Source organism: Ilumatobacter coccineus YM16-304, assembly GCF_000348785.1.
GTDB classification, from domain to species: Bacteria; Actinomycetota; Acidimicrobiia; order Acidimicrobiales; family Ilumatobacteraceae; genus Ilumatobacter_A; species Ilumatobacter_A coccineus.
In genome coordinates this window covers 3,249,241-3,263,469 of sequence record NC_020520.1, presented here as the reverse complement: position 1 = coordinate 3,263,469, position 14,229 = coordinate 3,249,241, and the positions used below count along the sequence as shown (strand labels likewise).

Annotated in this window: 15 protein-coding genes; 10 read left to right on the top strand and 5 right to left on the bottom strand. The window is 66.4% G+C overall.

Annotation, left to right across the window (positions count from 1 at the left end; translation table 11 throughout):
- The first annotated feature begins 198 nt into the window (after nt 1-198).
- The 3 genes from YM304_RS14685 (at nt 199) to YM304_RS14680 (ending at nt 3,202) form a co-directional block, all read left to right on the top strand.
- Nucleotides 199-1,437, top strand: coding sequence for an HNH endonuclease signature motif containing protein (locus YM304_RS14685; RefSeq protein ID WP_015442489.1), 1,239 nt, complete (start codon nt 199-201; stop codon nt 1,435-1,437).
- A gap of 111 nt (nt 1,438-1,548) precedes the next feature.
- Nucleotides 1,549-1,683, top strand: a complete 135-nt coding sequence (locus YM304_RS25685) for a hypothetical protein (protein ID WP_269448331.1) — start codon at nt 1,549-1,551, stop codon at nt 1,681-1,683.
- Nucleotides 1,684-1,780: 97 nt separating this feature from the next.
- Nucleotides 1,781-3,202 carry an MFS transporter gene (locus YM304_RS14680; protein WP_015442488.1) on the top strand — a complete coding sequence of 474 codons (1,422 nt, stop codon included), beginning with the start codon at nt 1,781-1,783 and terminating at the stop codon, nt 3,200-3,202.
- Here the strand turns inward: YM304_RS14680 and YM304_RS14675 are convergent, their stop codons facing one another.
- Entirely contained in the window at nt 3,203-3,823 is a 621-nt protein-coding gene (locus YM304_RS14675) for an HD domain-containing protein (RefSeq protein WP_154723475.1), read from the bottom strand.
- A 44-nt stretch (nt 3,824-3,867) separates the two neighbouring features.
- Between YM304_RS14675 and YM304_RS14670 the strand changes: the two genes are divergently transcribed.
- Nucleotides 3,868-4,170: a DUF4031 domain-containing protein gene (locus YM304_RS14670; RefSeq protein ID WP_015442486.1), complete on the top strand. Its 303-nt coding sequence runs from the start codon at nt 3,868-3,870 to the stop codon at nt 4,168-4,170.
- Between the two features lie 59 nt (nt 4,171-4,229).
- Here YM304_RS14670 and YM304_RS14665 read toward each other — a convergent pair whose 3' ends face one another.
- On the bottom strand, nt 4,230-4,664 hold the full coding sequence (locus tag YM304_RS14665; protein WP_015442485.1) for a hypothetical protein: 435 nt from the start codon (nt 4,662-4,664) through the stop codon (nt 4,230-4,232).
- Between the two features lie 117 nt (nt 4,665-4,781).
- Between YM304_RS14665 and YM304_RS14660 the strand changes: the two genes are divergently transcribed.
- The 6 genes from YM304_RS14660 (at nt 4,782) to YM304_RS14635 (ending at nt 10,779) form a co-directional block, all read left to right on the top strand.
- The gene (locus tag YM304_RS14660) at nt 4,782-5,279 is read left to right on the top strand and encodes a beta-class carbonic anhydrase (protein WP_015442484.1); all 498 of its coding nucleotides are present in this window, start codon (nt 4,782-4,784) and stop codon (nt 5,277-5,279) included.
- 118 nt (nt 5,280-5,397) lie between these two features.
- Nucleotides 5,398-5,697: an ArsC/Spx/MgsR family protein gene (locus tag YM304_RS14655; RefSeq protein ID WP_015442483.1), complete on the top strand. Its 300-nt coding sequence runs from the start codon at nt 5,398-5,400 to the stop codon at nt 5,695-5,697.
- Nucleotides 5,698-5,758: 61 nt separating this feature from the next.
- Nucleotides 5,759-7,576 carry an ABC transporter ATP-binding protein gene (locus YM304_RS14650; RefSeq protein ID WP_015442482.1) on the top strand — a complete coding sequence of 606 codons (1,818 nt, stop codon included), beginning with the start codon at nt 5,759-5,761 and terminating at the stop codon, nt 7,574-7,576.
- Between the two features lie 8 nt (nt 7,577-7,584).
- Nucleotides 7,585-9,354: an ABC transporter ATP-binding protein gene (locus YM304_RS14645; RefSeq protein WP_162142078.1), complete on the top strand. Its 1,770-nt coding sequence runs from the start codon at nt 7,585-7,587 to the stop codon at nt 9,352-9,354.
- 77 nt (nt 9,355-9,431) lie between these two features.
- A complete protein-coding gene (locus YM304_RS14640) occupies nt 9,432-9,788 on the top strand; it encodes a hypothetical protein (RefSeq protein ID WP_015442480.1) in 357 nt (118 codons plus the stop codon).
- Between the two features lie 19 nt (nt 9,789-9,807).
- Entirely contained in the window at nt 9,808-10,779 is a 972-nt protein-coding gene (locus YM304_RS14635; protein ID WP_015442479.1) for a diadenylate cyclase, read from the top strand.
- A gap of 72 nt (nt 10,780-10,851) precedes the next feature.
- Here YM304_RS14635 and YM304_RS14630 read toward each other — a convergent pair whose 3' ends face one another.
- The 3 genes from YM304_RS14630 to YM304_RS22700 are packed head-to-tail and all read right to left on the bottom strand — an operon-like array spanning nt 10,852 to nt 14,229.
- A complete protein-coding gene (locus YM304_RS14630; protein ID WP_015442478.1) occupies nt 10,852-11,610 on the bottom strand; it encodes a sulfite exporter TauE/SafE family protein in 759 nt (252 codons plus the stop codon).
- Nucleotides 11,611-11,649: 39 nt separating this feature from the next.
- The gene (locus YM304_RS14625) at nt 11,650-12,456 is read right to left on the bottom strand and encodes an amino acid ABC transporter ATP-binding protein (RefSeq protein ID WP_015442477.1); all 807 of its coding nucleotides are present in this window, start codon (nt 12,454-12,456) and stop codon (nt 11,650-11,652) included.
- Between the two features lie 15 nt (nt 12,457-12,471).
- Nucleotides 12,472-14,229, bottom strand: a complete 1,758-nt coding sequence (locus YM304_RS22700) for an amino acid ABC transporter permease (RefSeq protein ID WP_015442476.1) — start codon at nt 14,227-14,229, stop codon at nt 12,472-12,474.

The window sequence follows — 14,229 nt, the reverse complement described above, 5'->3', positions numbered from 1 at the left end:
TTGGGTCCGCAGGAGAGATGACGGACGAGTGCCGCCGGGTGGGCGTCGCTCCACCGTGGCGAGCCGGTGCCTTCGAGCAGATACACACACCGCCGGTCTGGAGCATGGGTCTCGGACACCATGCCTGAGCAGATCGCTCGCTCGCGAGGAGGTCGCAGCCCCCTCAACTCTGTGACACCCCTTCGTCATGATGGGGGTATGAGTTCAGCGGTGATCGGCAAGCGGGTGGCCAACGTGGCTGCGGTGCTCGCCGACGCTCATGCCGAGCGCGAGCAGGTGGCTACGGCGTTGGTCGATGTGCGCTCCATCCGGGCATGGGCCGATGCGCACGAGGCGCGTCTGGTCGCCCAACTGTCACGGGTCGATTCGTTTCCCGAGGCGACCATTGCCGACACCAATCGATGTTCGGTCGGTGCTGCCACCAAGACCAAAGAGCGATCCGACACCTTGGCCGCCACACCCACGCTTGCCGACTCGCTCGCCGAGGGTGCGATCACCGCCGGCCATGTCGATGCGGTCACGCGTGGGTCGAAGCGGCTCGACGACGACGAGCAGCGCGCCGAGTTCTTGGACCGTGCTGATCAGCTCGCGGGTGTTGCCGAGCACGGCACGATCGAGCAGTTCGGCAAGCGGCTCGACCTGGAGATCAAGAAGCTGCAGTCCGACGACGGCGAAGAACGGCTCACCCGCCAGAAGAAGAACACTCGACTGTCGACGTGGGTCGACCTCGACGGCATGTGGAACATCCGCGGCCGATTCGACCCGGTCACCGGACTCCGTCTCGCCAACAAAATCGATGCCGCAACCCAAGCCCTCTTCGCCAAACAAACACCCGAGTACTGCCCGACCGATGGCGTCGAGAAGAACAAGTTCCTCGCCGCGCACGCCCTCGCCCACCTCATCGAGAGAGGAGGCGGGGCCGCAGCAACGGGCCGCCCCGAGTTCGTCGCGGTCATCGACGCCGACGCGCCACCAGCTCCGTCTTCCTCATCGTCGGCGTCCGGGCCTGCGGTCGAGTTCAACATCCCCGTCGAACTCCCCGCACGAATCCTCGCCGACCTCGCCGCCACCGCCGACGTCGTCGGAGTCGTCGTCCGCAACGGAGTCGTACTCCATGCCCCCGGCAACCTGAACCTCGGACGCTCCACCCGCCTCGCCAACCGGGCACAACGACGAGCCCTCCGAGCCCTCTACGCAACCTGCGCGGTCCACGGCTGCACCACCAACTACGACCGCTGCAAGCTCCACCACGTCGTGTGGTGGCGCAACGGGGGCCGCACCGATCTCGACAATCTGCTCCCGGTGTGCTCGAAGCATCACGCCAAGATCCACAACAGCGATTGGGTGGTGGAACTCGGGCCGAATCGGGAGCTCACGCTCACGTTGCCCGACGGTCAGATCATGAACACCGGGCCACCCAGACGCAACGCCGCCTGAGGCGGCGGACACCCCTTCCACACCCGGTCGGTAGCACTCAGAGGTGTGAATCAACGATGAACTCGGGAGCTGACCTGTTCAACTCACCGAGATTGGGGTACGGTCAACGTTGTGTTGATCACCATCATCGTCGCTGTCGGGGCCGCTGCTGCGGTCGCCGCCGGGGTGATCGCAGGTCAGCGCGAGCCCGAACCGGCACTCATTCCGATTCCGGTCAAGCGGCCACGTCGCTCCGCCGACGACTGACGAACCCTCCCGCAACAGCGGGTTCGACGCTTCAGCAGGGACGCATGCCACACCGTCCGATCGCTCGTCAGCGCCTCGATTCGGGCAGGCTTGTCGGATGGCCCCTCGAGAAACATCTGCCGACAGCGGCATCGATGGCCAGAGCAGCACCCGTTCGCAAACCGCTGCAAGCGGCGCGCCGACTGCGAACGTCGACGTCGATCCCGACCCGGCCACGCAGGCCGGCGCGGTCGCCGACGCCGTCGCTGACGGACCCGTCGAGGTCACCAGCGCGTTCTCGTCGTTGTCGATCCACAGCTACCGCATGCTGTGGTGGGCCGGAACGTTCTCGTTCATGGCAGTGCAGATGCAGTTCCTGCTCAGAGGCATCCTGGCCTGGGACCTCACCGAGCGTGAAGGTGCGCTCGGACTCGTCTATCTGTTCTTCGGCGTGTCGATGCTGATCGCCACGCCACTCGGCGGAGTCGCTGCCGACCGCCTCCCGAATCGCAAGGTGCTGATGGGCAGCCAGGTGGTGCTCGTGGCCGGAGCGACCGGCATGGGTGTCGTGGTCGTCGCCGACATCGCCCAGTTGTGGATGCTCATCGTCGCCGCCGTCGCCACCGGCACGGCGTTCGGGTTCTACGGCCCGGCCCGCATCGCCTTCGCCGCCAAGCTCGTCGGACGTGACCAACTCGGCAACGCCATCACCCTGTCGATGCTCAGCCTCAACGGCACCAGAGTGTTCGCCCCGGCATTCGCCGGCATGCTCGCCGGCATCGCCTTCTTCGGGATCGGTGGCGCCTACCTCGTCAGCGCGATGTTCTCGATCCTCTCGCTGCTCTTCCTGATGCGATGCCCGGAAGGCGAGGTCGTGGTGTCGACGTCGACCTCGGGGCCGTTCACCGAGATCGCCAACGGCGTTCGCTACGTCAAGGCCGACCCGCCACTGCGCCGTCTCATCATCAGCTCGTTCTTCGTCATCATGTTCGGCTTCAACTACGTCGCCTTCATCCCGGCACTCGTCAAGGACGTGTTCGAACTGTCCGACGGCTTCGTCGGCCTGCTGATGTCGGGGAGCGCCGTCGGAGCGATCGCGGTGTCGTTCCTCCTCGCCCGCCACGCCGACGGTCCGCACGCCCGGCGCCTCATGATCATCTCGGGCGTCTGCTTCGGCGGCGCGGTCGTGGCGTTGTCGGTGGCCCCGGTCTTCGCGCTGGCCGTGCTCGCCGTGTCGTTCGTCGGCGCAGGCGCAGCCGGGTACCAGTCGCTGTCGAACACGATCGCGTTGGCGATGACCGAAGACTCGCACCAGGGCCGCGTGCAGTCGCTGCTGATGCTCAGCTTTGCCGGATTCGGCATCGCCGCACTTCCGCTCGGGCTGCTCGCCGAGGCGATCGGTCTCCGCTACGCGATGGCGCTCATGGGAATCGTCGCCGTCACAGCATCGATGGCCTACGTGCTGCTCGAACGCGCCGGCAGCGATGCCGAGATCGACAGCCGGGCCGCCCAGCCGCCCGGGTCGTTGCCCGCCGGCTGATCAGCGCAGCGTGGCGAGTTCGGCAGCAAGGTTCGCTCGGGCACGATCTTCCCACCGCTCGCGGCCCGACGCCGTCGCATAGATGCTCGGTCGGTCGAGGAACCCGTCGAGCACGGCGATTCGCCCGGTGACCCAATCGTCGTCGTCGACGTGTCGATACTCCGCTCGGACTCCGCGCGTGTAGTCGCCGTACGACGCCGGGTCGGCTGCGAGGACCGCGAGGTCGGCGTCGAACAGGATCGCGGTGTCGGTGTCGGCCGGGTCGAGATGGTGCTTCGTCCCCTCGATCATGTCGGACACCGCCGACACGCGCTCGTCGTCCCAGCCGAGCGCGGCGAGGTCTCGACGAGCCAATCGGGCACTCGCCCGCTCGTTGGCCGGTGAGGCCGGCTCGTAGATCGCATCGTGATACAACGCGGCGGCAACGATGGCGCCGAGATCGTCCGGCGACTCGTCGGCAGCGAGTTCGTCGACGTGGCGAACCACCCACGACACGTGCTGAGCCGTGTGGTACTTCCGGTGCTTCTCACGATGTCGGCCCATCAAGCGTTCGAACAGTTGCATGTCGGAGCCGACGTGCTGCTGCCACGCCACCTCGAGTTCGAGAAGATGTTCGCTCACCATGCGAGTGTGCCTCAGGATCGGGCCGCTGGCATGATCGACGGGTGACGATCTTGATCGACGAAGCTCGCTGGTGGTTCGACGGACGCAAGTGGTGCCACATGGTGAGCGACGTGTCGTACGACGAACTCATCGCGTTCGCCGACGGCCTGGGCATCCCGCGACGTGGCTTCCAAGGCGACCACTACGACATTCCCCAGGAGTACCGGCCCGACATGATCGCCGCGGGCGCCGTGGAAGTGGAGAGTCGCGAACTGCTGCGCCGGCTGCGCGGTGCCGGCCTCCGACTCAGCCCGACCGAACGCCGAGCCCGCACCGCCGCAGCAGCGAAGAACGACCCCGACTGACGCACCTGGTTATTTCCATCCGGGATCGAAATAACCAGGGATCGAAATATCCAGGTTGGTCAGAGCGTCCAGCGCGGCGGCTCGCCGAGCAGAGCTCGGGGGCACGAGACGCCGTTGCCGATCACGTACCACTCGACGAGTTCGAGTGCCGCTTCGTCGAACCGCAGTGAGAGTTCGGCCCACCGTTCGAGGTCGTCGAGTTCGTCGCCAGCGCCCGGCCTGACCGACGCGAGGATCACACCGTCGACGTCGACCGACCAGCGGACCGACTCGGTGACGAGTTCGGCAACGTCGAGCACGGCGTCGTGATCGACCGTGTTGCCGACCGCGATGATCGACACGCCGCGACGTTCGCCGTCGAGCAGGACGGCCAGCGTCTCGTGGCGATGCGGTAGATCGATGAGTCGATCGAGCAGCAGTTGCGCGCTGTGCGACGTGACGATCGGATCGAGGTGAGCTCGCGGAAAGCGAGCGGACGTGAACGCGCCGTACATGATGTCTCCCTGAACAGGTGTGTGTCGGGGAGGGAGTCGGTTTCACGAACGGTACAGATGCCCTGCAACACTGTTGCGGTGTCCGATCACCACCAGACCCCCGACGCCGGATCGTTCGTGCCGATGGCCGACGAGCTCATCGCCGGCAACGCCCGCTACGCGGCCGAGTTCGCCGACCACGACCTCCAGGTCAGCCCCACACGCAACCTCGCCGTGGTCACCTGCATGGACTCGCGTATGGACATCTTCCCGCTGCTCGGGTTGGCCCACGGCGAAGCACACATCATCCGCAACGCGGGCGGCGTCATCACCGACGACGTCATCCGGTCACTGTGCCTGTCGCAGCGCTACCTCGGCACCCGCGAGATCGTGCTCGTGCACCACACCGACTGCGGTCTCCAACTCGTCACCGAAGACGCGTTCAAGAGCGAGATGCAAGAAGAACTCGGCATCAAACCGTGGTGGGCCGTCGAGTCGTTCACCGACCCGTACGTCGACGTTGCCCAGTCGATGAAGCGGCTGCAGCTCACACCGTTCGTCCAGCACAAAGATCACATTCGCGGGTTCGTGTACGACGTGACGATCGGTTGCATCAACGAAGTCACCGCCGACTGACGTCACAGGTCGTCGGCTGGTATCGATCCGGGGATGCCGACGCATCCGGCGTAGTCTCGACTCCATGTCGGACGTGACGATCTACCACAACCAGCATTGAAACTCTTCGGTCAATGCCGTGCGCATTGCAGAAGAACTCGGCGTCGACGCCAACGTCGTGCTGTACATCAAAGAACCGCCAGACGAGGACACGTTGCGAGACATCATCTCCAAACTCGAGGACCCTGCCACCGACCTGGTTCGGCGCGACAGCAAGTTCAAGAAGCTGGAACTGACCGACGACGACGTCGCCACCGACGACCAGATCGTCGAGATCCTCGTCAAGCACAAGCAACTGCTCCAACGCCCGCTCGTGGTCACCGCCGACAAGGCGATCATCGGGCGCCCGAAGACGCGCGTCACCGAACTGCTCAGCTAGAACTCGCGCGGTCCGTGCCGCAGGCGAGACACGAAACACAACGCCTGCGAGGCCGCACTCCATGACCGACACGACTCCACCAACATCCACACGGTGGAGCTTGCTCGCATCCACGCTGAGGGCACAGCGTCGCAATCTGACGATCGGCACGCTGATCGGACTCGCCTGGACCGTCGGCAAGGTCGCGTCGCCAGTATTGGTGCGCTACGGCATCGACCGCGGTATCCGCAACGACGAACTGCTGTGGCTGTGGGCGGGTCTGATCGGCGTGGCCGGCTGCGTCGCCGGATTCTTCACGGCGCTTCGTCGGTTCTACGCGTTCCGCGAAGCGCGCTGGACCGAGACGCGCCTGCGCGAGCAACTGTTCGGCCACATCATGTCGCTGCACATCGGCTATCACGACCGAGCGCAGACCGGTCAGCTGATGAGCCGATCGTCGAGCGACCTCAACTCGATCCAGATGTTCGTCGTGATGATCCCGATCACGCTGTCGAACCTCGCGATGATCACCGCAGTGGTCGTGATCCTGTTCGTCACCGACTGGTTCCTGGCGCTGCTCGCGCTCGCATCGCTGCCCCTGATCCAGATCGCCGGTCGACGGTTCTCGCAGGCGATCCACCCGGCGGTGCTGGCGATCCAGGCCGAGCAGGCCGAACTCGCCACCGTGGTCGAGGAGTCGGTCGGCGGCGTGCGGGTCATCAAGGGGTTCGGCGCCGAACGAGTGCAGTCCGACAAACTTCGCACGGCAGCCGAGCGCATCAAGGGCGTGTCGATCAACGCTGCTCGCATCCGTGCGAAGTTCCTCCCGGCGATCGAATTGCTGCCCCAACTCGGGTTGATCGCGGTGCTGTGGTTCGGAGGCAACCGTGTGATCGACGGCGATCTCACCCTCGGTCAACTCGTGCAGTTCAACGTCTTCGTGGCACTGCTCGTGCAGCCGCTGCGGATGATCGGCATGACCATCGCGTTCGCTCAGCGGGCCGCCGCAGCGCTCGAACGCGTGAACGAGATCCTCGACATCGCACCAGAGGTCGCCGACCCGGCACGACCGGCACAGCTTCCCGGCGGTCCCGACCGGGGCGCCGTGTCGTTCGAGTCGGTGCGCTTCGGGTACGGCAACGACCCCGGTCAGCCCCCGGTGCTCGACGGCTTCGACCTCGAACTCGACGCCGGGGAGTCGGTGGCCATCGTCGGTGGAACCGGTTCGGGCAAGTCGACGATCGCCCGGCTCCTCGTCCGCTTCTACGACGTCGAGGCCGGCAGCGTGCGCATCGACGGTGTCGACGTCCGCGACCTCGCGCTCCACGACGTGCGCCGCTCGGTCGGCATCGTGTTCGAAGACACGCTGCTGTTCCACGACACGGTCAGCGCCAACATCGCCTTCGCTCACCCCGACGCCGACGCGGCGACGGTCGAGCGCGCCGCCCGACTCGCCGGGGCGCACGAGTTCATCACCGACCTGCCCGACGGGTACGAGACGATGCTGGGCGAGCGCGGCTTCTCACTGTCGGGTGGGCAGCGCCAGCGGATCGCGATCGCCCGTGCGATCCTCGCCGACCCACGAGTGCTGGTCCTCGACGACGCGACCTCGGCGGTCGACCCGTCGAAAGAGCACGAGATCCGATCGGCGATGTCGACGGTGATGGACGGTCGCACGACCGTGGTCATCGCGCACCGCCCCGGCACCATCGCACTGGCCGACACGGTCGTGCTGCTCGACGGCGGGCGGGTCGTGGCCCGCGGCCGCCACGACGACCTGCTCGTCACCGAGCCGCGCTATCGCGACGTGCTGGCAGCGATGGAGACGTCCGACGACGACACTGCCGCCGAACATGCAGCCGCTGAGCACGGCGCCACGCAGATCGGGAGTGACGCCTGATGTTCCGCATGGGTGGAATCGACGACGACGACAAGCTCGACTCCGAGGCGACCAAGCGCGTCCTCCGCCGCGCCATCCGGATGGGTGCGCCGTTCAAGAAGACCGTCTTCACAGCGCTCGCGTTCGTTGCGCTCTCGACGACCGGGCTGTTGCTCGGCCCGGTGATCGTCCGCTACGGCATCGACAACGGCATCGACGGCGGCGACCGTGACGTGCTGCGCAACGCCGTGATCGCCTACGCGATCGTGGTCGTCGTCGCGTACGTCGCCGCCAGGCAGCAGTACATCTTCGTCAACCGCGCGGGCGAGGGTCTCCTCCAAGCGTTACGCGTGCGGACGTTCGATCACATCCAGAAGCAATCGCTGGCCTTCTTCGACCGCTACCAGTCGGGCGTGCTGATCTCGCGCATGACCGCCGACATCGAGTCGATGGCCGAACTCGTCCAGTGGGGACTGCTGCAGTTCGTCGCCGCGGTGTTCCTCATCTCGATCGCGCTCCTGCTGATGCTCGCGCTGTCGTGGGAACTCACGCTGGTGGCACTGCTGGTGATGCCGATCATCATCATCGCCTCGCGCAAGTTCCAGCGCGATTCCAATGCCGCGTACCTCGTGGTCCGCGAGCGAGTCGGGCAGAACCTCGCCGAGCTGCAGGAAGGCATCTCCGGCGTTCGGGTCATCCAGGCGTATGCCCAGGAGGGCGAGCAGACCCGGCAGTTCGTCGAATCGAACCGGTCGCTCTACAAGTCGCACGTGCACAGCATCCGCGTGTCGACCTGGTACTTCGGACTCGTCGAAGCGATGGGCGTGTTCGCCACCGCGCTGGCCATCGGCATCGGCGGCTGGTTGGAGAATCGTGGCGACGTGTCGGTCGGAACGATCGTCGCCTTCGTGCTCCTCCTGTCGGCGCTGTTCGAACCCGTCCAACAGCTCTCGCAGCTCTACAACACGGTGCAGTCGTCGGCCGCGGCGCTCAACAAGCTGTTCACGATCCTCGACACCGAGCCCGACATCCAAGACGGCACACACGACCTGCCGCACCGCGGCGAGCTGGTCGTCGACGACATCGGCTTCACGTATCCGGCGACCGACACGCCCGTACTGGGCGGTGTGTCGCTGCGCGTCGCCGACGGCGAACGACTGGCGCTCGTCGGGCCGACCGGTGCTGGCAAGTCGACCGTCGCGAAGCTGATGGCCCGGTTGTACGACCCGACCGTCGGCAGCATCTCGCTCGGCGGGATCGACCTGCGCGACGCCACGCTCGACTCGCTGCGCGAACGCATCGTGGTCGTCCCTCAGGAGGGATTCCTGTTCGGCGGCTCGATCGCCGACAACGTACGCATCGCCCGACCCGGCGCCACCGACGCCGAGCTGCGAGCGGCACTCGACGCGATCGGTGCGCTCGAACGCTTCGAAGAGTTCGAGGACGGCATCGACACCGAAGTGCGCGAGCGGGGATCGCGCCTTTCGGCAGGGGAGCGGCAACTCGTGTCGCTCGCCCGCGCCGCACTCGTCGACCCGGCGGTGCTCGTACTCGACGAGGCCACGAGCAATCTCGACCCCGGTACCGAAGTCATCGTCGAACGCGCGCTCGACCGATTGATGAACGGTCGCACCACGATCGTCGTGGCGCACCGGCTGTCGACCATCAAGCGCGCCGACCGGATCGCCGTCATCTCCGGCGGCCGGCTCACCGAGTTGGGCAGCCACGACGAACTCGTCGACCTCGGCGGCCACTATGCCGAACTCTCGTCGGCCTGGGAATCCTCGCTACCCCGCTGACGCCACCTGGTCGAACGCGATCGACCCGCGAGCGACCGGTTCACGCGTCGTTGACGCGATCCTGGGAGAGTGGCCACATGGCAAGCAACACGATCAACACGACCCGCACCATCGAATTCGCCGGAGCGCCGGAGGCGGCGCGCGAGGCCATGCAGCAAGCGATGGTCGCCCGGAAGGGCAAGATCATCGCCGGAGACGAGCTGTCGGCCAAGTTCGGTTCGCAGGTGATGCTGCGCATCGTCGGCGGCTGGCTGATGCCGACCAAGTCGTTTCCGGTCAAAGCGAACGCGACGTTCGTCCCGACCGCGAACGGCACGGAGATCACCCTCCATGTCGCCGATTCCATGGGCGTCGGCACCAAAGCCGGGATGAAGGGCAAGTACGAGCGTGCGGTGACCGAACTCGCCGGCGACCTCGTTCTCGCCATGAGCTGAGCGGCGTATCGTTGCAGCTGTGACGCATCGGCCCGATCTGCAGTTGACCCGGGCTCACGAACGTCTGCGTGAAGAACTCAGCGACGACGGCGTCACCCTGCCCGGCTCTCCGCTCGAGGTCGACATCCTGCTCACCGAACTCGAACACGCCCGGCGACCGCCGCCGTTCGAAGGCCGACCGAACATCTACGGTTCGTTCGTACTGCCGGGGGAGCGGTCGCTGATCAACATCGACAACCTCGTCGAGATCCTCGACCTCCCGATGCCGATCGAGCAGGCCCGACGATTCTCCGACGGACGGTCGTCGTTCGTGGTCCGCCGCGCCGACGGCTGCCCGCAGCTCGCGTGTTTCCGGCGGACGATCCAGTACGAGGCCGATCTCGTCGACATCGAGAGTTCGACGGGCGCCTCGATCGTGCAGCGCACGATCATGGGCACGACCCGCGTGTTCACGCCGAGCGGCGCCGTCGAATGGAACGGTCATCGTTGGCAGTTCCGTCCGTCGGCGCGTATGCACCTGCCGGCGCTGAGTGCCGCGGTTCCGGAAGCGCCGAAGCCGCTGCTCCGTGGCCTGCTCGACCTCGCAGTCCACTGGCTGAGCCCGGCCCGGATCGGCGCCACCTTCCTGCTCGATCTCGACCCGGTCCCCGACGACGCGCACGGCTTCGACATGAGCGCAGCGCTCGACTCGCCGGCGCTGTCGGTGCTCGAACGCCATCACTATCCGCCGCTGTTCGCGGTCCTCGCCCAGACCGACTTGGCCACGCTCGTCGACATCAACGGTGCGGTCGGTTCGCTCGGCGTCGGTCTTCGGAGTTCGGTCGAATCGGAACGAGCCGTGCAGATGGCCACCGGCATGCGGCACCGTTCGGCTGCCCGCTACACGTGGGACCACCACCACACCGTGGCCTTCGTCGTGAGCGAAGACGGCCCGGTCACCCTGTTCCGCCGCGGTCTGCCGATCGCCGTGCGCAACGGCATCGCCGACTGACGCCCCCACGCCCACCAACCTGGTTATTTCCATCCGGGATGGAAATAACCAGGTGGGAAACAGGCAGGTCGGTCAGAGGGCGTTGACGAGGAGCGGAACGCCGGCGCCGACGAGGCCGGCGGCGAGCAGCGCGAGCACGGTGCGTTCGCTGAGTCGTCCGGCGCTCGACGACCCGAGACGGCCGCCGATCACAGCGCCGGTGATGAGGAACGGGAGGTGGCTCCACCGTGGATTGCCGACGGCCGCGTGACCGGCGGCAGCGGCGAGTCCCGACATCGAACCGATCATCGTCGTGGTCGCGGCGGCCCGGTGGGCGGGAAGCCGCTGGAGCCATCCGAGCAGCGGCACGGTCACGAGCCCGGCACCGACGCCGAGCCCGCCCGACAGCACGCCCATCGCACTGCCGGACGTGGCGAGCGCGACACGACGTGGCGCACGCGCCTTCCCCGGCGGCACATCGGGTCGGGGAGTGAACACCACGAAGCCGGCGAGGACGAGCAGGAACACGCCGATCAGCACCTCGAACGACTCCTGGGGGACCCGGTCGGCCACCACCACGGCGCTGAGCAACGCGACGGGCATCGACCCGAGCACGAACCACATCGCCGTCGGACGATCGACGAGCCCTTTGCGGTCGTAGGTGTACGCACCAGTGAGCTGGATGGCGAGCGTGGTGACGATGCTGGTGCCGACGGCGGTCGCTCCCGTCAGGTCGAAGAGGAGGACCAGTCCGGCGACCATGAGGAAGCCGCCGCCCGCGCCGATGATCGACCCGTACGTGCCCACGGCGAACGCGAGCAGGAACAGGCCGACGGCGGTGGGAAGGTCCATACGGTCCGGGGCGCGCTCAGACCGCTGGGTGTCAGCAGCTCAGAGGATCTGGCTGAGGAAGAGCTGGGTGCGCTCTTCCTGCGGGTTCTCGAAGAAGTGCTCGGGCGTGCCGACTTCGACGACTTGGCCGTCGGCCATGAACACGACACGGTCGGCGACCTCGCGAGCGAAGCCCATCTCGTGCGTGACGCAGATCATCGTCATGCCTTCTTCAGCGAGATCCTTCATGGTGTCGAGCACCTCTTTGATCATCTCGGGGTCGAGCGCCGAGGTCGGCTCGTCGAACAGCATCACCTTCGGACGCATCGCCAGCGAACGGGCGATGGCCACACGCTGCTGCTGGCCACCCGACAGTTGGCCGGGGTACTTGCGCGCCTGATCGGGGATCTTGACGCGTTCGAGGAGTTCCATCGCGGTGGCTTCGGCTTCGGCCTTGGGGATCTTGCGCACCTGGCGCGGCGCGAGTGTGATGTTGTCGAGCACGGTGAGGTGCGGAAACAGGTTGAAGCTCTGGAACACCATGCCGGTCTCGCGGCGGATCTCCTGGATGTTGCGGATGTCGTCACCCAACTCGACGCCGTCGACGACGATCTGGCCGTGGTCGTGCTTCTCGAGTCGGTTGATGCAGCGGATGAGCGTCGACTTGCCCGAACCCGATGGGCCGATCACGACGACGACCTCCTGCTTGCCGACCTTCATGTTGATGTTCTTGAGTGCTTGGAAGTCACCGAAGAACTTGTCGACACCGGTGACGTCGATCATCACCTCGGCCGACTTGCCCATCATCTGGGTCGCATCGGCGAAGACCTCGTGAGCCTGGGTGCTGGGAGCTGGTGCATCGGTCATTGATCAGAACCTTTCTCAGTTGCTGACGTTGAGGCGACGTTCGAGTCGCTGACTCTCGCGGGACATGGTGAAGGAGAACGCCCAGAATCCGAAGGCGACGAAGACGAGCGTCTCGACGAGGCCGAAGCCACGGAAGTCGGGCTGCGAGTGGACGATTTCTCGAACCCCGAGGAATTCGAGCACGCCGATGATCGTGAGCAGCGACGTGTCTTTGAACAGCGAGATGAACTGCCCGACCATCGCGGGGATGACCGCTCGGAGCGCCTGCGGCAACACGAGCAGTCGGGTGATCTTGGCGGGCGACATGCCCATGGCCTGGCCGGCTTCGGTCTGGCCCTGCGGCACGGCTTGCAGGCCGCCACGAACGATCTCGGCGATGTAGGCCGACGAGAACATCGTGATGACGAAGAGTGCCTTCGTGGTGAGTACGAGGCTGTTCGAGCCCGACGACAGGAAGAAGCCGACGAAGAGTTGGGCCATGAGGAGCAGCGAGATCAGCGGCACACCGCGGATGAGCTCGATGTAGGCGGTGCACAGCCAACGCATCACCGGGAGCGACGATCGGCGCCCGAGTGCGAGGAGCAGACCGATCGGGAACGCCAGCGCGGTGGAGGCAGCGGCGAAGACGAGGTTGAGGTGGAGGCCGCCCCATTCCGACCAGACGACGCCGTCGAGACCGACGAGGCGCCCGAGGTACCACGTGACCATGCCGAGCACGGCGAAGGCGCCGAGTCGCATCCCGGCGCTCGAGTCACCGCCGGTCGCAGCGACGGCAGCGAACACGGCGATGCCGACACCGACGACGAGGGCGATGAGTCGCAGCGGAGTGACGCCTGCCGACAACACGTAGAAGACCGTGCCGGCGCCGAATGCGATGGCCCCGACGAGGCCGAGCGTCGGCGACGTGCTGTCACGCCGATCGACGAGGTCGAAGGCGGCCGGCATGAGCGCTGCGGTGAGGTATACCCACGCCAGTTGCTGCGAGCCGCTGAGCACCTGGAAGGCGATGACGCCGGTGAGCGCTGCGGCCGAGAGCGTGAACGCCGGGCGCTTGAAGTACTGGACGAGCGCGAGTGCGATCACCGCGACGACGGCGATGAGGTACGACGATCCGTTCGGCAGGTCTTGCACCGTGCTGAGCACGCCGGCGGCGATGGCCAACGGCACCAGCGGCACCAGTGCGAGCGCAATGCCGACGGCGCCGCGTCGCGGGGTGAGCGTGACGGCGTAGCCGGTGGCAGCGGCGGCACCGCAGCCGACGAGCAACAGCCAGGGGCGGAACGCATCGAGCCCGACACCGATGGCGAGCGACACGACGAGGAACAGTGCGAGCGCCCAGTACGAGCCGATCAGCTCACGGATGCTCGTCTCGGGCGGCTCGATTCCGGCCAGGTCGGCTGCGGCGTGCGACCGTTGCCGGAGCCAGCCGATGAACAGTCCGGCTGCCCCTGAGAGCAGGAGCGCCTGCACGATGAGTCGGGTCCGTTCCTCACGGGGGAAGCGTCCGACGAGGAACAGTTCGAGGTTGTCTCGTACCGGCTCCCACCGAGCGTTGACGAGGACGAACCGACCGAAGACGAAGGCCAGGTACAGCGACACCGCACCGAACACGACGGTGATGACGCTGTTGTACCAGTTGTTGAACAGGTTGGACTTGACCCACTCGCTCGGCGTCTGATCGCTGTGCCGCGGTCGGTCCGCCTCGGCGAGGCCTTTCATGATGTCGCCACCGCCGTCGACGGCGGCCACGGTGTATCCGGTCTCGTTGGTCAT